A 19,858-nucleotide genomic window follows, 5' to 3' on the forward strand; every position below is an offset into this window, starting at 1 on the left:
GTGCTACGCGAAATGTTACGAAGTGCAAATTATATTGGGTGTGCTTGACCGGCAAGGCGGCCCCACAGGACCGTCTTGCCGGTCGGCGCACCCTATCTCTAGCCATTGGCCAGGTCGACCAGCACTGCATTGGTATAGACCAGGGCACCGTCGCTGGCGCGATGGCCGGTCAGGAAAAAGTGGCTGCGATCTTCGTGGGGATGACGGTAGACATGGAAGGCGGTATCGGACACGGCGTCGCATTCCGGCGGCAGCTTCAGCTCGAGACTGTCGATATCGACCGGAATATCCATCTCGTGCTTCCTGTCATCCTGCGTCATCTGGTCTTCCGCCGCTTCGAGCTTCAGGAGGGCCTCATCGCTGACGCTGAAGGTCATCAGGCCCATGGGCTCCGATTTGGACGCGCCCTTGGGCTTGCACCAGGACTCGATATTGAATGTGTTCATCTGACACCTCCGTCGCTTGTTGTGCTGTCGACATCGAGTAGCGCCGGCCGCTTCTGCAAGCTGCGCCGGCGACAGAGCTTTTACGTGGTATAGATGCAGATCGGATTCATCTCAAGTATAGCCGGACGAAAAGCGGGAGGGAGCCCGGACCCTGGCAGTCCGGGCGGCGGGCCTCAGAATTGCATCAGCACCGATTTGACCTCGGTGTAGTGGTGTATCACCTCGGCCCCCATTTCACGGCCGAGGCCCGACTGCTTGTAGCCGCCGAAGGGCAGGGCGGGGTCGAGCGCCGTATGGCAGTTGACCCAGACGCTGCCGGACCTGATGCGCGGGATCAGTTGATGCACGGCGGACAGGTTGTTCGACCAGATACTGGCGCCCAGGCCATAGGGGCTGTCGTTGGCAATGCGTACCACGTCGTCGAGGGTGTCGAACGGCATCGCGACCAGCACCGGGCCGAAGATCTCCTCCTGCACCAGCGGCGAGTGCTGATCGACGTCGACAATGACCGTCGGCTTGACGAAGAATCCCGGACCCGCCAGTTCGCCGCCGGTGGCGATGGTGGCGCCATCGCGGCGTCCCCGCTCGATATAACCGAAAACCCGTTCCTGCTGTTTCGCCGACACCAGGGGCCCATCTGAACACTGGGATCCAGGCCGTTGCCCAGACGCATGCCTTCGGCGATCGTGCTGATATCGGCGACCAGGCTGTCGAAATGCTTGCGCTGCACATAGAGCCGCGATCCGGCACAGCAGACCTGGCCGTGGTTGAAGAAAATCGCATTGGCGGCGCCCTGTGCGGCGCTGGCCAGATCCGCGTCATCCAGCACGATGGTCGGTGACTTGCCGCCCAGTTCGAGGGTCACCCGGGTCATGGTTTCCATTGCCGCCTTGCCGATCAGTTTGCCGACCGGTGTGGAGCCGGTAAAGGTCAGCTTGTCGACATCGGGATGGTTTGCAAGCGCAGCACCGGCCTCCTGGCCGAGTCCCGTGACCACGTTGATCACCCCGGGCGGGTAGCCCGCCTCGAGTGCCAGTTCGCCCAGCGCCAGGGCTGTCAGCGGCGTGTCTTCCGCGGGCTTGAGCACTACGGTGCAGCCGGTGGCGAGCGCCGGCGCCAGTTTCCAGACGGCCAGCAGCAGCGGGAAGTTCCAGGCGACGATGGCGCCGACGACCCCGACCGGCTCGCGTTTGGTATAGCCGTGAAATCGACCGTCGGGCATGAACGGCATCGAAACGTCGACGCTGCTGCCTTCGATCTTGGTGGCCCAGCCGGCCATGTAACGCAGGAAATTGATCGCCAGCTGGATGTCGACGGCGCGGGCGATGCCGACGCTCTTGCCGTTGTCGACACATTCGAGTTCGGCCAGCATGTCGGCATGCTGCTCCACCAGGTCGCTGAAGCGCCACAGCAGCCGCTCGCGGTCCACCGGTTTCATCCGGCTCCAGGCGGAGTCCTCGAAGGTACGGCGGGCGCAGATCAGGGCCCGGTCGATATCGGCCTTGTCGGCGGCGGGGACGGAGGTCAATCGCTCGCCCGTGGCCGGATTGAACACCTTGAGCGTTTTCTGCCCCGTCGCATCAAGGCGCTGGTTGCCGATCAGAAGCTGATGCTGTCTGGCGATAAAGGCGGCGGTGTCGGGCCTCAGGGTAAAGTCGTTCATCCTCGGTAACCTCTTGTTCTGATGGTGTCGACTGAACCGTTACAAACCCTGTGCCAATCCGCATTTTTGAATGTAAGTGTTTGTTTATTATTAGGTTATCTGTTCGGTTTTGGGTTTGCGGCGGGCGCGACCGCCAGTTGGGCTGTTGCATTCTGAGACCTCTGTCTGAATCTGACTCAGTGCGCCCGCCCGATGCCGGCGGACTCTGTCTTGCAGGGTTGTCTCAGTTTTCGACAGCTGTCGCGCTATGAAACAGACGCCTTCGGGCCCAGGCGGGTTGTCTGTAGGGTGGTTTTAATGCATCTAATTGAAATTTAAGAAAATTTTTAAAATGGCACATGGCGTGCAGAGACGGGTTCAGGGCAGCCGTGCGGCGCAGGCGAGATGCCGCACCTTCATCGCCTGATCCAGTTAAGGAGGTAGGACCTTGAAAAGAATAAAAGTATCCAGTCCCTTTCGGCCCGCGTTGTTGACGGCCGCGATGGCCGTCGCCGCACCTGCGGTCCAGGCGGCCGGGGATCCCGGGCAGATCATGGCGCGGACCTGCGCGGCCTGCCATGCCTCGCAGGATGACGGTCAATACAGCCGCATCAGCCAGCAGCGCAAGACACCGGAGGGCTGGCTGATGACCATCGCCCGCATGCAGGTCATGCACGGCCTCGAGATCAGTGACGCGGATCGCCGTACCCTGGTGAAATACCTGGCGGACCGCCAGGGTCTGTCACCGGCGGAAACGGCCGGTGCACGCTATGCCCTGGAACGGCGTCTCAACACCCTGGAGGCCTTCGATTCCCAGGCGTTCTCCGAAACCTGCGCCCGCTGCCATTCCGGTGCCCGGGTGGCGCTGCAGCGTCGTCCGGCGAGCGAGTGGGAGCACCTGGTGCACTTCCACCTGGGCCAGTGGCCCTCGACCGAATACCAGGCGCTGGCGCGGGATCGTGACTGGCTGGGACTGGCGTTGAGCGAGATGGTCCCCGAGCTGGCCGAAACCTACCCGCTCGAATCCGACGCCTGGGCGCAGTGGCAGGCGGCGGTGAAACCGGACCTCAACGGCCAGTGGCGTCTCGCCGGCCGGATGCCGGGGCGAGGTGAAATGAGCGGTGTCATGACGGTGGCGGCCAAAGGCCAGGACCGCTTCAGCCTCAGCTTCGAGGGCTGCTATACCAACGGTGAACCGCTAAGGGGTGAGGGGGAGGCGATCCTCTACACCGGCTTCGAGTGGCGCGGCAACCTCGAGATCGACGGCATCGAAATGCGCCAGGTATTCGCCATCGATGGAAACCGCCTCGCCGGGCGCATGTTCGAGGTCGAGCATGACGAAGTTGGCTTCGATATCGAAGGCGCCGTGCTCGCCGCTGGCGAATCGGCGCTGCTGGCGCTCCAGCCCGGTTATCTTCGGGCCGGCGAGACGGCCGAACTGACCCTGATCGGCGCCGGCCTCGAAGGTGATATCGATCTGGGTGAGGGCGTCGAAGTGCTGCAGGTGCTGTCGCGCAGTGACGATCGCATCCGTCTGCGAGCACGGGCCGGTCGCGACGCCGCCGGCATCCGCCCGGTGCGTGTCGGCGAAACGGAAGGTGTTTCGCTCAGCGTCTACGACCGCATCGCCAGCCTCAGGGTGGTGCCGGAATACAGCGTTTCCCGCATCGGCGGCAACGGCAGTTCGACGCCGAAGGTCTTCGGCCTGTTCGATGCCGAGGCCTGGGCGGCCGGTGCCGACGGCAAGGCCGGTACGGAGGATGACTATCGCATCGGCATCGTGCCGGCGAGCTGGCATGTGGAGCCGTTCGACGCGCGTGCCGCCGAGGACCAGGACACCCGGTTCGCCGGCAGCATCGATGCCGGCACCGGCAGGTTCACGCCCGGTGCCGCAGGTCCCAATCCAGAAAGGCGCATGGGGACCAACAACGCCGGCAACCTGAAGGTGGTGGCCGAGGTCCGGGATGGCGACCGCAGCCTGAGCGGCAGCGGCCAGATGATCGTCACGGTACAGCGCTGGAACAATCCGCCGATCCCCTGACCCCGTGTCGAAGCGAACGACAGCGCCAAAACAATAACCACAAGACGAGGAAGCACCCATGGGCGCCCAGTTGAATCTTGTTGAACGCAATCTGCACCTGGTCGAGGTCGACGGCGATCGTCTGCTGTTTCATATCCCGAGCAGTTCGCTGTTCGCCCTCGACCCGCTCAGCGGCGCGATCATCGACCGGTTGCGGGACGGGGCTCGGCCGGCCGGCGATCTGATCGGCGGCCTGGCGCGGAATTACCGTCCCGAGGACGTCAGTGAAAGCCTGCGGGAGCTGAAGGCACTGGAGCTGGTCAGTGACGGCTCCCCGTTGACGGACGAAATCGGCACCCGGCGGGTCGACCGGTTTCCGCTTACGACCCTGGTCCTGAACGTCAACACCGGCTGCAATCTCAGCTGTACCTACTGCTACAAGGAAGATCTCGACACCCCTTCGGCCGGCAAGCGGATGTCCTTCGAAACCGCCCGCGATTCGGTCGAGATGCTGCTGCGCGAATCCCCGGACGAAAAGCGTTACAGCATCGTTTTTTTCGGCGGCGAGCCGCTCAGCAACCGGCGCCTGATCGAACAGGTGGTCGACTATTGCGAGGCGCGCTTCGCCGAACTCGGCAGGAAGGTCGAGTTCGTCATGACCACCAATGCGACCCTGCTCAACGACGATATCATCGACTGGCTCAATGCCCATCGATTCGGCCTGTCGGTGAGCATGGACGGCCCCAGGGCGATTCACGACAGGAACCGCATCACCGTCGGGGGACAGGGCACCTACGAGGTGGTCCGGCGCAAGGCCGAGCGCCTGCTGGCGCGCTACGACTCCCGTCCGGTCGGCGCCCGCGTCACCCTGACCCGGGGTGTTACCGATGTCGAGGGGATCTGGGATCACCTGTTCAATGAGCTCGGCTTTGCCGAGGTTGGCTTCGCGCCGGTGACCTCCGGCGATATCGGCAGCTTCAACCTGAGCGCGGAGGAGCTGGTGGAGGTGTTCGCGGCGATGAAGCGGCTCGGCCGCCGCTATCTGGCGGCGGCACTGCAGCATCGCAATATCGGCTTCTCCAACCTGCATCAGCTGATCACCGACCTGCACGAAGGCCACAAGAAGGCGCTGCCCTGTGGCGCCGGCCTGAAGATGCTGGCGGTGGACCACGAGGGGGCTCAACCTGTGCCACCGCTTCACAGGCTCCGATCTCCCGAACTTCGGCGATGTCGGCAGCGGCGTGCAGCACGCGCAGCTCGGGGACTTCCTGTCCCGGCGTCTGGACCGGACCGATACCGGCTGTGCGGACTGCCGCATCCGCAATCTCTGCTCCGGCGGCTGCTATCACGAAAGCTATGCCCGTTACGGCGACCCGACGCATCCGACCTACCACTACTGCGATCTGATGCGCGACTGGGTCGATTTCGGTATCGAGGTCTACAGCCGGATCATGACGGCGAATCCCGCCTTTATCGACGACTACATCGCGCCGCGCCAGGCGCGCTGAGCGCGGCGGCGAGACGAAAACGGAGAACAACAATGAAACATCTCAAAGCGATCAACAACAAGGCGCGCCTGCTCGAGGGTGCCGTGCAGGACGATACGGTGGAGGAGGTCGTGGCGATGAGTTCGCTGGCCGGCTGTACCGCCACCACGGACCCGGGCTGGGAGATCGATGCCTTCGGCTCGGTCACCTCGCTGTGCCAGCCGATGGAATCGGATCTCTACGGTTGCGCCGATCCCTGCTGGTGGCCGGCCCAGGTGCCGGACATGATGAACACCTATCCGGACTGGAACAAGGACGCCATGAACTCCAAAGAGGACTGGCGCAACCTCGGCACCGTGTTCCCGAAAGACAAGTAATCACCGGACAGAGCGAGAAGACAATGAAGCAACTTTCGATGCGTATCCTGGCCCGGCTGGGCGTCGCGGCGGCGCTGGCCACGGGGCCCGGATTCGGCGTGGCCGCCCAGGCCGAAGGCCCTGCCCTGAAGCGGGGGCACGAGTATATGGTCGTCGCCAACTATCCCAACAACCTCCATGTGCTGGAGCTGGCCGGCGACAGCCTCTACAAGAGCTGCCCGCTACCCCGGGCATTCGGCCCCGGAACGATCCAGATGGCGCCGGACGGGCACACCGCCTATATCCTCAACAATCACTACGAGGACATCTACGGTGTCGATCTCGACAGCTGCGAGCTGGTATTCCATGCCGCGATGTCGCAGGCGCCGAACGAGCGCGCCAAGTCGATGTTCTCCTTCGCCGTCAGCCCCGACGGGGACGAGCTCTACGCGGTGCAGAACCCGACGCTGATCCATCGCGACCACTACCGGGTTCAGGCGCCGAGACTGGCGGTCTACGACACCGCTGCCGGCCTCGACGCCAAACCTGTGCGCACCTTCGAGGCGCCACGCCAGATCACGGTGATGCAGACCGGCGCGGATGGCAGTCTCTACCTGGCCGGTCCCGATATCTACAAGATGGATGTCGAAAGCGGCGCCGTCGAAGTGGCGGTCCCGAGTCGCAACTGGCAGCGGCCCAACTATACTCCGCCCGATGTCCTCAGCGTCTGGCCGATACAGACTGCCACCCGCGATTTCACGGTGCTCTACACCACGGCGCGCTTCCGGGACGAGACGCAGAACCCGGAGACCGCCGACTGGCTCTGGGGCTACATGAATGTCGATCTCGAGAGCGGCGAAACCGAGACCCGGGATTTCGGCCCGATCACCGAAGTCTACTTTACCGGGACCCGCTCGCCGAAGAATCCCAACCTGATGTATGGCGTGCTGAACCGTCTGACCAAGTACGACATCGAGAAGCAGACGTTGCTTCAGGCCGCGGAGCTGGACCACTCCTACTACTGCATCGCGATCAACCGGGACGCCAGCAAGATCTACCTGGCGGGCACCTTCAACGACATCGCCATCTACGATGCCGATTCGCTCGAAAAACTCGGCGCTGTCGAGCTGCCGGGCGGCGATATGGCGATCTCCACGGCCCAGATCTTCGTGCGCTGAGGCGCCGGCGAACCGGGTGGCGGCCGGGTGCCGTCACCCGAAGCGGCTTCAGCCGTTTCCGACCCTGTGCTAGATTGGCTCAATCGCAGCCGACAATAACAACAACGGGGTTTTTCGATGCAACCGACACTTCATACGGCCCTTATCGGCGACCCGCAGCAGAGCATCCGGATGGCGCGCAACCGCCTGCTCGAGCATGGCGAAGTGCCCAAGGGCCTGCTGCGGGACGAAATCGAAGCGTCCTGGCGCCGCAGCCTCGGGGCGGGGCTGAGCCTGCGCGATCCCCTCGATGCCGATACCCAGGTGCAGCAACTGGACGAGCTGGTCGAACGGCACCAGAACCTGATTCAGCTGGCGGCGCCGGAAATGGAACAGCTGAGCTGTCAGGTCGGCGACTCCGGGCTGGTGGTGCTGGCCAACGCCGATGCCACCATCCTCGCTACCGAGGGCTGTCGCGATCCTTCGGTACGCGCCCGTTACGGCTTGATACCCGGTGCCTGCTGGAGCGAGCAGGTGCGCGGTACCAATGCACTGGGCACCGCCATCGTCGATGCCCGGCCGACCCTGGTCAACTGCAGCGAACACTTCCTCGATCCGGTCACCCATTTCTCCTGCATCTCGGCACCGATCCGCAGTACCGACGGCGAGGTGGTCGCGGTGCTGGACATGACCCGGGAAGGGCAACTGGTGCAGCCCCAGGACAGCCTCGGCATCGTTCAGCTGGCGGCCCAGGGCATCGAAAACCGGCTGTTCGCAGGTGCTTTCCCGGATCAGGTGGTGCTGGCGATTCATAGTCGCCGGCAGTATCTCGGCTCCGTCTGGCACGGGCTGCTGGCGCTGGGTCTCGATGGCCGGGTGCTGGCGCTCAACGACCGGGCCTGCCAACTGCTGGGCCGTCCCCGCCCGGGACTGGCGGGACGGTCGGCGGAAGAGGTGCTGGGAGAGCCGCTCGAAACGCTGCTGTCACGGCAGTCGCGGGATGGCGTCGGCGCGCTTCAAACCCGTGCCGGCGAGCTGTTCTTCGAACTGCTGCAGTTTCCCGGGCACGGCCGGGATTGCGACGGCCGGCCGCTGCACGGCCGGCGGTGCCGGCGCGTCCGGATCTGGCGAATCTGGCCGGCGACGACGCCCGGCTTGCCCGGGCGCTGAAGATCGGTGCCAGGGCGCTGGCCGCCGACGTGCCGGTGCTGCTGCGGGGCGAGACCGGTACCGGCAAGGAAGTGGTGGCGCGGGCGCTGCACGATGCCGGCGAGCGGGCAGGCAAGCCGTTCGTGGCGGTGAACTGCGCGGCGATTCCGGAAGGGCTGATCGAATCCGAGCTGTTCGGTTATCGGGAGGGCGCCTTCACCGGCTCCCGCAAGGGCGGGATGGTCGGGCGTTTCCAGCAGGCGAACGGCGGCACCCTGTTCCTCGACGAGATCGGCGACATGCCGGTCGCGCTGCAGGCGCGTTTGCTGCGGGTACTGCAGGAGCGCCATGTGGCGCCGCTCGGCGGCGGTGACGAGGTCGCGCTGGATATCGCGCTGATCTGCGCCACTCACCGCGACCTCGGACAGCAGGTGCGTGACGGGCATTTCCGTGAGGATCTCTACTACCGCCTCAACGGCGCCGGTGTGCGGCTGCCGGCATTGCGCGAGCGTTCGGACATCAGGGCGCTGACGCGGCAGTTGCTCGATTCGCTGGGCGCCGCGGGCGTGGCGCTGGACAACGAGACCGAAAAACTCTTCGCCGGCTATGGCTGGCCGGGCAACATCCGCCAGCTGCAGATGGTGTTGAAAACCGCCGTGGCGCTGCTGGAACCCGAAGAGCCCGCGATTACCACCGATCACCTGACCGACGATTTTCTCGACGAGCTGCTGGCGCCGGCCAGTGCCGCGGCGGGCAGCCTGCGCGAGGCGGAACTGGCACAAATCCGGGACACGCTCGAACGTCATCAGGGCAATGTCTCGGCCGCGGCCTCTGCGCTCGGCATCAGTCGGGCGACCCTCTATCGCAAGCTGAAGCAGCTGGATACACCGTAGGATGCTGCGAAGCGCATCATGCAGGTATGGGGAGGCGTCAGTTCCCTTCGCGCCAGCCGGCGTAATCCGTCACGTTGTCCCGCGTGATCAGCTCGGGAGCGATGAGGATGCGCCGAGGCTCGACCGCTTCGCCCTGCAGCAGGCGGGCACCGGTTTCGACGGCGCGTTCGGCGATACGGCCCGGGAACTGGGCCGCGGTGGCCTGCAGCAGGCTGTCCGGTGCGCGCAGGCGCTCGAGGGCGGCGGGGGAACCGTCGACGCTGACGATGACGAAATTGTCCCGTCCGGCCTGGCGAGCGGCCTGTTCGGCGCCGAGTGCGGAGGGGTCGTTGATGGTGAAGACGCCCTGGATATCGGGATGGGCGGTCATCAGCGCGGTCATCTTTTCCAGCCCGCCTTCACGCGCGCCACCACCGTTTTCGCTGTCGGAAAGCACCTCGATATCCGGGTATTCCCGAAGGGCTCCGTGGCAGCCCTCGACGCGCTCCAGCACCGACGAGACCGGCGGCCCGTTGATGATCACCACTTTGCCGCGCTGACCGATTCGATCGGCCAGGTAGTGGCAGGCGAGGGTGCCGGCGGCAAGGTTGTTGGTGGTGATGGTGGCATTGGCGCCGGCGGCTTCGACGTCGACGGCGATAACCTTGATGCCGGCCTCGCGAGCCCGCTTCACCGCGGGGGCGACGCCCTCGGTATCGGCCGCCGAGAGCAGAATCAGCTGTACGCCGGCAGCGATGAATTCGTCGATCTGGCGGATCTGGCGGTCGAGATCGTAGGCGCTGGAGACGACTTTCACCTGCACGCCCGGGCCGCTCAGTTGCCGTGCCCGGCGCTCGGCGCCGCGTGCGATCTCGACGAAGTAGGGGTTGCCCAGGTCCGATATCGAGACGCCGATGGCCCGAAGCCCGGTATCGGACTGGCCCTGTGCCGGTAGCGTAACGGCCAGCAGCAACGTCAGAGAGAGCAGGAATCTTTGGATCAGCATGCCTGTACGGTTTCCGGTCAGGGAGGCGGCTGTGCGCCGCGGAATCCTGCTAAGGGTAGCGGCTGTCCGTGGAAACTGGCAATCGGGGCGCTTCAGCCCTCCAGTATCTGGTTGAACTCCAGGGTTTCGCCACTGGGACCCCGGATAGAAAAGTAGCGACAGCCATGGTCCCAGAACGGCAGTTCGATCGGCGCGTCCTGATTGATTTCGAAGCCGGCGCTGCACAGCTCCTCGAAGGCGCTGTCGATATCGCGCACCGAAAAGGCGACATGGTCGATATGACCGTGCTGCCGGCGGGTGACTTCGGCATGGCGCTCACCGGGCAGCCGGTAGAGTTCGATCACCATGGCCGCACGCTTGACCATCACCGCTGTGACCTGACCGTCGCCATCGTCGAAGGTTTTTTCCATCACCGGGCGAAAGCCGAGCCGGGCATAGAAGGCTTTGGAGGCTTCGAGGTCCACGACGGGGACGCCGAGGTGTTGCAGTCCATCGAAGTTCTGGTCGAGCAGCGGGGTCATGGGGTAATTCCTTGGTTGTGGATGAATATTGGAACCTTGTTGTGGGAGCCCGGTCTCCGGGCGAATTGACCGGCACCAGGCCAGGAAAATGACTTGCTCGCGGAGCGAGCTCCCACACCCCGGGTTCCCACAACAGCAGGGCCTGTCAGGCCGCGAAGGCGCCGGCTGGGTGGTCGTTCGGGTCCAGCGCGCCGGTCATGATGGCGACGGCATCGGACATCGTATGGGTATCGGGCTTGACCACCGCGACGCGCTTGCCGAGCCGGTGTATATGGATGCGGTCGGCGACCTCGAACACGTGGGGCATGTTGTGGCTGATCAGGATCACCGGCAGGCCCCGGTCGCGCACGTCACGGATCAGGTTCAGCACGCGGCGCGATTCCTTGACACCGAGGGCGGCGGTCGGCTCGTCCATGATCACCACATGGCGGGCGAACGCGGCGGCCCGTGCGACGGCGACCCCGGCGCTGGCCGCCGGAGAGGGTCTCCACGGCCTGGCCAATGTTCTGGATCGTCAACAGACCCAGTTCCGACAGTTTCGCCTTGGCGTCGTCGTGCATGCCCTTCTTGTCGAGCATGCGCAGCCATTTGCCGAGGAAGCCGGGACGGCGGCGCTCACGGCCCAGGAACATGTTGTCGGCGATATCCAGCGACGGCGAGACCGCCAGATTCTGGTAGACGGTCTCGATGCCCTGGGCGCGGGCGTCCATCGGCGTCTTGAAATGCACCGGCTTGCCGTCGAGCAGGATTTCGCCGCTGTCGGGCACCACGGCGCCGGACAGGGCCTTGATCAGTGACGACTTGCCGGCGCCGTTGTCGCCGATCACCGCCAGCACTTCGCCGGCGTAGAGGTTGAAGTCGGCATGGTCGATGGCGGTCACATGGCCGTAACGCTTTACCAGGTTACGGGCTTCGAGGACGATTTTCTTTTCTGCGGTCATGACGATTCTCCCCTTATGCCTTGCGGATCCACTGGTCGACGCCGACGGCGACGATAATCAGCAGGCCGACGGTGAACTCCTGCCACAATACATCGACACCGTACAGCGCCAGGCCATTGCGGAAGATGCCGACCACCAGAGCCCCCACCAGGGTGCCGAAGATAGAGCCGCGGCCGCCGAACAGGCTGGTGCCGCCGATCACCACCGCGGTGATGCTGTCGAGGTTGGCCATCATGCCGGCCTGCGGGCTGACGGAGCCGATGCGGCCGATCAGGGCCCAGGCGGCGACGGCGCAGAGCACGCCGGCGACGACGTAGACCGACAGCAGCACACGTTCGACGCGGATACCGGCCAGGCGGGCCGCGGCGGGATCGTCGCCGGTGGCATAGACGTGCTTGCCCCAGGCGGTCCACTTCAGGGCGTACCAGATCAGCACGAAGAGTCCCAGCATCAGCAGCGAGCCATAGGTCAGGCGCGCGCCGAAGAAGTCGAAGGCGGTGCCGGTCCAGTGCAGCAGCGGCGCGCTGGCGTCGATATCCTGGGAGCGGATGGTTTCGCTGCGCGAATACCAGAGGTTCAGGGCGAAGAAGATGTTCCAGGTGCCGAGGGTGACGATAAAGGGCGGCAGCCTGAAGCGCGTCACCAGCATGCCGTTGATCCAGCCGGTAAAGGCGCCGGCCGCGAGGCCCACACCGAGGGCCAGGCTCGGGGGCAATCCGACCTCGATCGCCATACGGCCCATGATGACGGAGGTCAGCACCATCACGGCGCCGACCGAGAGGTCGATACCGGCGGTGAGGATGATCAGGGTCTGGGCGATCCCGAGAATGCCGATGATGGTGACCTGCTGCACGACCAGCGAGAGGTTGAACGGATGCAGGAAGCGCTCTCCGATCAGGACGCTGAACAGGGCAATGGCCGCCAGCAGCACGATGGTCGGCGCGGCGACCGGATACTGGTGGAAGAACTGGTGGATTTTCTCGCCCAGGGAAGCCCGGGCATCGAAGGACGCGAAATCGCCGGATGCGGCATCGGCGACCTTCTCGTGGTCGGCCACCTGTGTGTTGGCAGTCGGAGTAGTGCTCATAATGGAAACCTGCAGTTGTTATTCTTGGACGCCGGGGGGCTGAGCCCCGGCCGGCGCGCTGGAGCAATTTAGCCGAAAATTGCTCCTGCCCTCTTGCTGTAGAAGGTGGCATACAGACAGGGCGGCGTGCCGCCCGTCCCTGGTCTTAACCCCAGCAGAGGCCCATGCCTTCCTCGGAGGACTTGGACTCGATCGATTCGACCGGCTGGTCGGTGATCAGCTCGACACCGGTGTTGACGAAGTCCAGGCCCTCGGTGGCCTGCGGCCTGGTACCGGTCCGGGCGTACTCGAGAACCGCGTCGACACCCATCGAGGCCATGCGCAGCGGGAACTGCATCGAGGTGGCGCCGATGACGCCGCCGCGTACGTTATCGACACCCGGGCAGCCGCCATCGACCGAGACGATGAGTGCATCGGTCTTGCCGAGTGCCTTCAGAGCCTCGTAGGCGCCGGCCGCGGCCGGTTCGTTGATGGTGTAGACGACATTGATGCCGGGGTCTTTCTGCAGCAGGTTTTCCATCGCCCGGCGACCGCCCTCTTCGGAACCGGCGGTGACGTCGTTGCCGACGATGCGCGGATCGGTTTCGTCGCCGATGTCGTTGGGATCGTTCAGATCGATGCCAAAGCCCTTGAGAAAGCCCTGGTCACGGGCAACATCGACGCTGATCTCGCTACTGTTGAGATCCAGCATCGCAATCCTGGCGGTAGCGGCTTTTTCGCCGAGCTGGGCTTTGGCCCACTGGCCGATCAGCTCGCCGGCCTTGAAGTTGTCGGTGGCGAAGGTGGCATCGGCCGCGGTGGCCGGGGAGAGGGGGTGTCCAGGGCGATGACCAGCAGGCCGGCTTCGCGGGCCCGCTCGATGGCCGGTACGATGGCGGCGGAATCGTTGGGGGTGATCAGGATGCCCTTGGCGCCGGCGGCAATCAGGTTTTCGACCGCCTGCACCGGGATTCGTTGTCGCCGTCGAACTTGCCGGCGAAGGTCCGCAGCTCGACGCCATTGGCCTCGGCTTTCATCGCCGCGCCCTCTTTCATCTTGACGAAGAAGGGGTTGGTGTTGGTCTTGGTGATCAGGCCGACGATCGGCTTTTCATCCGCCAGAGCCAGGGGGAGGCGACAGCGAAGGCCAGTGCCAGGGCGCTCAGTTGCTTTTTCATCTTGTTGTCTCCGTTGTTTTTGTTGTACTGCGAAGTGTCAGTAGGCTCATTTAAGGGCCGAAGGATTAACGGAGAATTTCGGTGGTCATGGGCGCCGTTAACAATTGAAACAGAAGGGTGGCGCGTTACGCGTCACGCTTTTCGAGCGCGGCGGCGATGGCCTGGGCGAGGGTCGCCAGGCGATAGGGCTTGGCGATGAAGGGGCTGTCGTCGGGCAGGCTGAAGCGCTCGCGCAGCTGGTCCCGGGGCAGGCCCGAGGCCAGCAGGCAGGGCAGGGCGGGCCAGCGCTGCTGCAGTTGCTGCTTGAGCTGGATGCCGGTCTGGCCGGTGCCGAGGTTGATGTCGCTGAGGACCAGCTCCGGCTGCTCGCCCGTCTCCAGCAATGCCAGGGCCTCTTCGGCATTGCGGCAGCTCAGGGGCTCGTAACCCAGCTCGGCCAGCATCTCCTCGATGGCCTCGAGCACCAGCGGGTCGTCCTCAACCACCAGTACCGGCTCGCCCTGTCCCAGGATGAGCCGGCTGCCCGGTTCGGGCCGTCGCGCGTCCGGTTGCGGGCCGTCGTAATGAGGAAGGCTGATGCTGACGCGGGTGCCCTGGCCCGGCTGGCTGTCGATGGCGATATCGCCGCCGGACTGCTTGACGAAGCCGTACACCATGCTCAGTCCCAGGCCGCTGCCCTGGCCGACCTCCTTGGTGGTGAAGAAGGGGTCGAACACCCGCTCGAGGAGTTCCTCGGGGATGCCGCTGCCGGTATCGTTCACTTCGATCACAACCCGAAGCCGGCCCTCTTCGTCGGGCTCGTTGCGGGACTCGAAACCGAGGCGTCCGCCGTCCGGCATCGCCGCACTGCTGTTGAGGGCCAGGTTGAGCAGGGCGTTCTCGAGCTGGCCCGGATCGATATAGACCTGGTCGCTCTGCGCCTCGAGCCGGGTTCCGATGGCAATCTGCGGGCCGACACTGTATTCGATCAGGTCCAGCATGCCCTCGACCAGCGCATTCAGTTGCTGCGGCTCGGGGTGCAACTGCTGCTTGCGCGAGAACGCCAGCAGCCGCTGCACCAGGCCGGCGCCCCTTTCGGCGGCCGCCAGCGCCCGATGGGTGTAACGCCCGGCCTTGTCGCTCAGGCCCGGCTGTTGCTCCAGCAGCTGCAGGTTGCCGATCGCCGCCGCCAGCAGGTTGTTGAAGTCGTGGGCGATGCCGCCCGTGAGCTGGCCCAGGACCTCCATCTTCTGCGCCTGGCGCAACTGGGATTCGATCGCCTTGCGGTCGGTGAGGTCGCTGTACAGGGTCACGAAGCCGCCGTCCGGCATCGGCTGGCTGCGAAACTCGATGACCCGGCCATCCTGATAGTAGCGTTCGAAGCGGATCGGCTGCGCCGGGCGCTGCAGGTTGGTCTCGGCCATGTCGAGCGGGCGGTTGTCGAGGGTCCGGTTGCTGTGGGGGACATCGGCCATCAGGGTCTGCACCCTGTCCAGTGGAAGACCGGCCCTTAACCGGCTCGGCGGCAGGTCGAAGATGCTCAGGTAGCGGGGATTCCAGGCGATCAGCCGCTGGTCGCGATCGAAGACGCTGAGGCCGTCGTTGATGTTGTCGAACACCGTCTGCAGCAGTCGCTGTTGCTTTTGCAGGTTTTCGGTCGTGGTCTGCAACTGCTGGCTGTTCTCGCGGAAGACGTTAAAAGCCCGGGCCAGGCTGCCGATCTCGTCGCGCCGCTGCACCGCCGGTGTGGCCTGTTCGGTGACACCGGACGCAAGACGGGTCATCAGCCGGGTGACCGCCTTGAGGTTGCGCGTCATGTTCAACACCAGCGCCGCGCCGGCGGCCGGGCCAGCAGCGCCACCAGGCTGATGGCCAGGATGCGCAGCTTGCCCTGGTCGACGGTGGTGGCAAGCACGCTGTGCTGGCGTTCGAAACGTGCCTGCAGGCTGTCAACGAAGCCCTTGACCTCGTTCGACAGCTGGTCGGAAATGGCCCGCACCGCAGCCAGCAGATAGGCCTGGCGCTGCTTGACGTCGAGCTGCTGGTGGCGCAGGTCGAAGATCTGCCGGGCACTGGTCGCGAGCGGGCTGTTCGGGTCCAGCCGCGCTTTGAAACGGGTTTCGATGATCGCCAGCTCCTGGCCCGAAGCCGACGCGGCGGCGATCAGCTGATCGATGCTGCGGGCATCTTCGCTGTCCGCCGGGCTATCGATCTGCTGCAGCCGGTACAGCAACTGGCGAAGGTCCTCACGCTGGAACAGCTCCTGCTGAGTCATCGCCAGCAGCTCGTCCAGGGTGGCATAGAGCCGCTCGAGGAGATCGCGCAGCCGGGGTGCCGACTCGAGGTGGCGGATACGGCCCGCCAGTTCCTTGAGTTGTTCGACACGCTGCAGCAATTGCTGGCGGTCGTGCTGCAGCTGGAAGGGCGCCGAGGCTTCGGCGACGAAGGGGGCGAGGGAGGCGAGGGAGGCCGTTCGTTCGGCCAGTTCCAGCGAATGTGAAATATCGGGCAGTATTTCCTGGCGCAGACGTTCCAGCGACTGTTCGGTGTCGCTCAGCCCGCGCCAGCCGACGATGGCCAGTGCCAGCGCGGCCAGCATGATACAGCCGAAGGCGAACAGCAGTCGTGCGCGGACACTGTGCATCTCAGACGCGGCTCACCTGGCCGTGGAAACAGTAGCCCAGGCCGCGTTCGGTGCGGATGTACTGCGGCTGGCGCGGATTGGGTTCCAGCTTGCGCCGCAGCCGCAGTATCAGCACATCGATGGTGCGATCGAACACCTCGCTGTTGTCGCCCCGGGTCATCTCCAGCAGCTGGTCGCGGCTGAGGATGCGGTTCGGCGCCTGAGCCAGGGCTTCGAGCAGGTTGAATTCACCGAAGGTGAGTTCCACTTCGGTGCCGTCGCTGCGGCTCAGCTGCCGCGCCGTCAGGTCGAGGATCCAGTCGCCGAATGCGAGGCGCTGGTGGCTGTGCAGGTCTTCGCTGCGGGCCACCGGACCGGCCGAGCGGCGCAACAGGGCGCGTACCCGGGCCAGCAGCTCGCGCACATTGAAGGGTTTCATCAGGAAATCGTCGGCCGCCAGTTCCAGACCGAGGATACGGTCGGTTTCGTCCCCCTTGCCGGTCAGCATCATGATCGGGATCACGGACCTGGCCCGCAGCTCCCTGGCCAGCTGCATGCCGTCCTCGCCGCGCAGCCGCAGATCCAGGATCACCAGCGAAAAGGCCGATTCGTTCAGGGCGCGCTGCATCTCGGCGCCATTGCTGACCGCAACGGCTTCGAATCCGTTGTCGTCCAGCAGGTCCTGCAGGAGTTCGCGCATATCGGCTTCGTCGTCGACAACCAGGATTTTCGGGCGCACTGTTTCGGTCATGACTTCCTTCCGTTCAGAGGTGACGGCTGTTCTGATATCACAGAATAGGCCAGATCGAATTTCAAATGTTACAGCCGGTGAAGGCCCGGCCGCCCGGCACGACCGAATTAAAGCCTGTTTCGGAATGGTTGACAACGTTGTCTGCTTCGCTCTATGCTTTGTCAACGTTGTCGCCCGGCACTGTCGCTTGTGCTTCTGGCTGTCAACTCGGCACTCACAACTGGATACTGTCCTTCATGGTCTCGATCAAAGACGTCGCCAAACATGCCGGTACCTCCTTCAAGACCGTCTCGCGGGTCATCAACAATGATCCTGCGGTCCGGGAGGAGACCCGCGACAAGGTGCTGCGCTCGATCGAGGCGCTGAACTACAGGCCCAACAGTGCCGCGCGCATGATGCGCAACCAGAAGTCCGGCGTGATCGGCTTCATATCCGATGATGTCGTGACCCGTCCCTATGCCGGCGAATTGCTGCTTGGGGCCCAGGAAGTGGCCAGCGAGCACGACAAGGTGCTGATGGTCGTGAATATGGAGCACGACCGTCGCCACCGCCAGCAGGCGCTGGACATGCTGCTGGAGCGCCGTGTCGAGGGGCTGGTGCTGGCGACCTATTACCACCGCGAAGTCGAGGTTCCGGCGGAGCTGCTGAGCGTGCCCTCGGTGCTGGTGAACTGCTACAGCCACAGGGTCCAGCTGCCGACCTTCGTGCCCGACGACGAGCGGGCCGGCTACGAGGCGACCCGGCTGCTGGTCGAGCGGGGTCATCGGCGCATCGGACTGATCAGCCTCCATCCCGAGGTGACGGCGGCGAAGCTTCGTCTGTCCGGTTATCGCAGGGCGCTGGAGGAGGGCGGTCTGGCGTTCGATTCGGAACTGGTGGTGCGCGGCGAGGATGTCTTCGGAAAAGAGCCCGCGGCCTATAGTGTCGAAACCGCGCTGGCGCAGCTGATGGCACTGTCGTCGCGGCCGACGGCCCTGGTGTGCGGCAAGGACGAGTTCGCGATGCAGGCCTACTTCCTGCTGCTGCGCTACGGTATCCGCGTCGGCCAGGAGATGGCGCTGACCAGTTTCGACAACCAGCGACTGATTGCCCCCAATCTGTCGCCGGGCCTGACCACGATGGCGTTGCCGCACCTCGAGATGGGTCGTGCGGCGATGCGCCATCTGCTCGGCGGGGAGACTGACAACAGTACCCGGCTGATACCCATGCCCCCGATCGTGCGGGAATCGCACCGGGTGGATAGGTGAGACCGTCCCGGCGAACGTGGATGCCGGGGCGATAACGAAAGTTGGTTCGATAACAATAAACAGGATGACCTGCAATGAAGCGATTCACTCCCTCCGTTCTCTCTGTTGCTGTGATGACAACGTTGTCTTTCTCGATCGGCGCCGTCGCGGCAGCACCGGAAACCCTCAAGCTCTGGCGACACGAAACCTCGAATATCGCCGAGATCGAGGTCAGCAAGGCAGCGGTCGAGCGGTTCAACCAGTCGCAGAACAACTGGAAGGTCGAAATCGAGATGATCCCGGAGGGCTCATACACCGAGACCGTGACCGCGGCGGTGCTGGCCGGCGATCTGCCCTGCATTCTCGACATGGATCAACCGGTGGTGCCCAATTTCGCCTGGTCCGGCTATCTGCGCCCGCTCGAGGGGCTGGTTTCCCGGGCGGCGCTGGATGCGCTGATCGACACCGCCAAAGGAACTTACAAGGGCGAGGTATACTCGGTCGGTCAATATGAAGCGGCGCTGGCACTGTTCTCCCGCAAGTCCGTATTGCAGGAGCACGGCATCCGCATCGCGACAACCGATCAGCCCTGGACAAAGGAAGAATTCCTGGCGGCGCTCGCCACGCTGAAAGACTCCGGTCAGTACCGTTATCCACTTGCCATCGGCGCGGGTTGGACCGGTGAATGGTACTCCTATGCCTTTGCGCCGATGCTGCAGAGTTTTGGCGGCGACCAGATCGACCGCGGCAATTACCTTGCTGCCGAAGGGGTGTTGAACGGCGAGCGCGCCCTGGCCTGGGGGAATTTTTCCAGACGCTGTTCGAAAAGGGCTATGTCGATCGCAACCCCAGCGACGACAAGGCGTTCGGTCAGGGACGTGCGGCCCTCGACTACATGGGCAACTGGGAGATGTCCAACCACAGCAAGATGTGGGGTGACGACCTGGTGGTGATGCCGGTGCCGGACTTCGGCCAGGGGCCGGTCATTGGCGGCGGTTCCTGGCACTGGGGTATTACCCAGAGCTGCGAGCAGCCGGAGGGGGCCGCGGCCTTTATCGACTATATTCTGCAGCCGGCCGAGGTCGCCGAGATGTCCAGGGCAACCGGGATGATACCCTCGACGCCGGCCGCCGCCGAGCTGACCGAGCATTACCGTACCGGCGGCGACTGGCGCTTCTTCTACGACTACAGCAACGCCTACGCCCGGCTGAGACCGGCGACGCCGGCCTATCCCATCATCTCGAGCACCTTCGAATCGATGGCCCGCAATATCAAGGACGGCTCCGACGTGCAGGACGCCCTCGATCAGGCGGTCGATACCATCGAGCGCAATATCTCCGATAACAAGGGCTACGGCTTCAACTAGACGGGGTTCCAGCTCCTGCAGCCTTCCCGCCGGACCCGGCCCGGGTCCGGAGCGGGCGGGCTGTGCCTTTGAA

At 64.5% G+C, this 19,858-nt stretch carries 19 protein-coding genes and 1 pseudogene; 8 read left to right on the plus strand and 12 right to left on the minus strand.

Annotated elements, in window-relative coordinates; genetic code table 11:
• Window positions 1-98: 98 nt before the first annotated feature.
• Both ACFQDL_RS24425 and ACFQDL_RS24430 read right to left on the minus strand, forming a co-directional pair.
• On the minus strand, window positions 99-446 hold the full coding sequence (locus ACFQDL_RS24425; RefSeq protein WP_379911287.1) for a hypothetical protein: 348 nt from the start codon (window positions 444-446) through the stop codon (window positions 99-101).
• A gap of 173 nt (window positions 447-619) precedes the next feature.
• Window positions 620-2,109, minus strand: a pseudogene (locus tag ACFQDL_RS24430) (aldehyde dehydrogenase family protein).
• Window positions 2,110-2,536: 427 nt separating this feature from the next.
• Between ACFQDL_RS24430 and peaA the strand changes: the two are divergent.
• From peaA to ACFQDL_RS24465, 5 genes are all read left to right on the plus strand, one after another.
• The gene (gene peaA / locus ACFQDL_RS24435; RefSeq protein WP_379911288.1) at window positions 2,537-4,129 is read left to right on the plus strand and encodes a quinohemoprotein amine dehydrogenase subunit alpha; all 1,593 of its coding nucleotides are present in this window, start codon (window positions 2,537-2,539) and stop codon (window positions 4,127-4,129) included.
• A 58-nt stretch (window positions 4,130-4,187) separates the two neighbouring features.
• Entirely contained in the window at window positions 4,188-5,972 is a 1,785-nt protein-coding gene (gene peaB / locus ACFQDL_RS33050; protein WP_465263989.1) for a quinohemoprotein amine dehydrogenase maturation protein, read from the plus strand.
• Window positions 5,973-5,995: 23 nt separating this feature from the next.
• The gene (gene peaD, locus ACFQDL_RS24455; protein WP_379911289.1) at window positions 5,996-7,129 is read left to right on the plus strand and encodes a quinohemoprotein amine dehydrogenase subunit beta; all 1,134 of its coding nucleotides are present in this window, start codon (window positions 5,996-5,998) and stop codon (window positions 7,127-7,129) included.
• Window positions 7,130-7,246: 117 nt separating this feature from the next.
• Window positions 7,247-8,278, plus strand: a complete 1,032-nt coding sequence (locus ACFQDL_RS24460; RefSeq protein ID WP_379911290.1) for a sigma-54-dependent Fis family transcriptional regulator — start codon at window positions 7,247-7,249, stop codon at window positions 8,276-8,278.
• The gene (locus ACFQDL_RS24465; RefSeq protein WP_379911291.1) at window positions 8,215-9,150 is read left to right on the plus strand and encodes a sigma-54-dependent Fis family transcriptional regulator; all 936 of its coding nucleotides are present in this window, start codon (window positions 8,215-8,217) and stop codon (window positions 9,148-9,150) included. Before ACFQDL_RS24460 ends, ACFQDL_RS24465 begins: the two co-directional genes overlap by 64 nt.
• A gap of 37 nt (window positions 9,151-9,187) precedes the next feature.
• On the opposite strand, the gene ACFQDL_RS24470 is transcribed toward ACFQDL_RS24465, so the two are convergent.
• The 10 genes from ACFQDL_RS24470 to ACFQDL_RS24510 form a co-directional block, all read right to left on the minus strand.
• Complete coding sequence (locus ACFQDL_RS24470) at window positions 9,188-10,135, minus strand: ABC transporter substrate-binding protein (RefSeq protein ID WP_379911292.1); 948 nt, start codon at window positions 10,133-10,135, stop codon at window positions 9,188-9,190.
• A gap of 92 nt (window positions 10,136-10,227) precedes the next feature.
• Window positions 10,228-10,656, minus strand: coding sequence for a VOC family protein (locus ACFQDL_RS24475; RefSeq protein ID WP_379911293.1), 429 nt, complete (start codon window positions 10,654-10,656; stop codon window positions 10,228-10,230).
• 145 nt (window positions 10,657-10,801) lie between these two features.
• Window positions 10,802-11,026, minus strand: a complete 225-nt coding sequence (locus ACFQDL_RS33055; RefSeq protein WP_465263990.1) for a hypothetical protein — start codon at window positions 11,024-11,026, stop codon at window positions 10,802-10,804.
• The gene (locus tag ACFQDL_RS24480) at window positions 11,007-11,597 is read right to left on the minus strand and encodes an ATP-binding cassette domain-containing protein (RefSeq protein ID WP_465263991.1); all 591 of its coding nucleotides are present in this window, start codon (window positions 11,595-11,597) and stop codon (window positions 11,007-11,009) included. The genes ACFQDL_RS33055 and ACFQDL_RS24480 overlap by 20 nt, the downstream gene beginning before the upstream one ends.
• Window positions 11,598-11,610: 13 nt before the next feature.
• Window positions 11,611-12,684 carry an ABC transporter permease gene (locus ACFQDL_RS24485; protein WP_379911294.1) on the minus strand — a complete coding sequence of 358 codons (1,074 nt, stop codon included), beginning with the start codon at window positions 12,682-12,684 and terminating at the stop codon, window positions 11,611-11,613.
• A gap of 145 nt (window positions 12,685-12,829) precedes the next feature.
• Window positions 12,830-13,435, minus strand: coding sequence for a substrate-binding domain-containing protein (locus tag ACFQDL_RS24490; RefSeq protein ID WP_379913313.1), 606 nt, complete (start codon window positions 13,433-13,435; stop codon window positions 12,830-12,832).
• A complete protein-coding gene (locus ACFQDL_RS24495) occupies window positions 13,432-13,629 on the minus strand; it encodes a substrate-binding domain-containing protein (RefSeq protein WP_379913315.1) in 198 nt (65 codons plus the stop codon). Before ACFQDL_RS24495 ends, ACFQDL_RS24490 begins: the two co-directional genes overlap by 4 nt.
• A 336-nt stretch (window positions 13,630-13,965) precedes the next feature.
• Window positions 13,966-15,636: a PAS-domain containing protein gene (locus tag ACFQDL_RS24500; RefSeq protein WP_379911295.1), complete on the minus strand. Its 1,671-nt coding sequence runs from the start codon at window positions 15,634-15,636 to the stop codon at window positions 13,966-13,968.
• A gap of 2 nt (window positions 15,637-15,638) precedes the next feature.
• The gene (locus ACFQDL_RS24505; protein ID WP_379911296.1) at window positions 15,639-16,463 is read right to left on the minus strand and encodes a hypothetical protein; all 825 of its coding nucleotides are present in this window, start codon (window positions 16,461-16,463) and stop codon (window positions 15,639-15,641) included.
• 1 nt (window position 16,464) lies between these two features.
• Entirely contained in the window at window positions 16,465-17,193 is a 729-nt protein-coding gene (locus tag ACFQDL_RS24510) for a response regulator (RefSeq protein WP_379911297.1), read from the minus strand.
• A gap of 236 nt (window positions 17,194-17,429) precedes the next feature.
• Here ACFQDL_RS24510 and ACFQDL_RS24515 point away from each other — a divergent pair, with 236 nt between their 5' ends.
• The 3 genes from ACFQDL_RS24515 (at window position 17,430) to ACFQDL_RS24525 (ending at window position 19,785) form a co-directional block, all read left to right on the plus strand.
• Entirely contained in the window at window positions 17,430-18,440 is a 1,011-nt protein-coding gene (locus tag ACFQDL_RS24515) for a LacI family DNA-binding transcriptional regulator (protein WP_379911298.1), read from the plus strand.
• A gap of 113 nt (window positions 18,441-18,553) precedes the next feature.
• Window positions 18,554-19,372 carry an ABC transporter substrate-binding protein gene (locus ACFQDL_RS24520; RefSeq protein ID WP_379911299.1) on the plus strand — a complete coding sequence of 273 codons (819 nt, stop codon included), beginning with the start codon at window positions 18,554-18,556 and terminating at the stop codon, window positions 19,370-19,372.
• Complete coding sequence (locus tag ACFQDL_RS24525; protein ID WP_379911300.1) at window positions 19,330-19,785, plus strand: extracellular solute-binding protein; 456 nt, start codon at window positions 19,330-19,332, stop codon at window positions 19,783-19,785. The genes ACFQDL_RS24520 and ACFQDL_RS24525 overlap by 43 nt, the downstream gene beginning before the upstream one ends.
• Window positions 19,786-19,858 lie beyond the last annotated feature (73 nt).

Origin of the sequence: Marinobacterium aestuariivivens (genome assembly GCF_042661465.1) — a bacterium.
GTDB classification, from domain to species: Bacteria; Pseudomonadota; Gammaproteobacteria; order Pseudomonadales; family Balneatricaceae; genus Marinobacterium_A; species Marinobacterium_A aestuariivivens.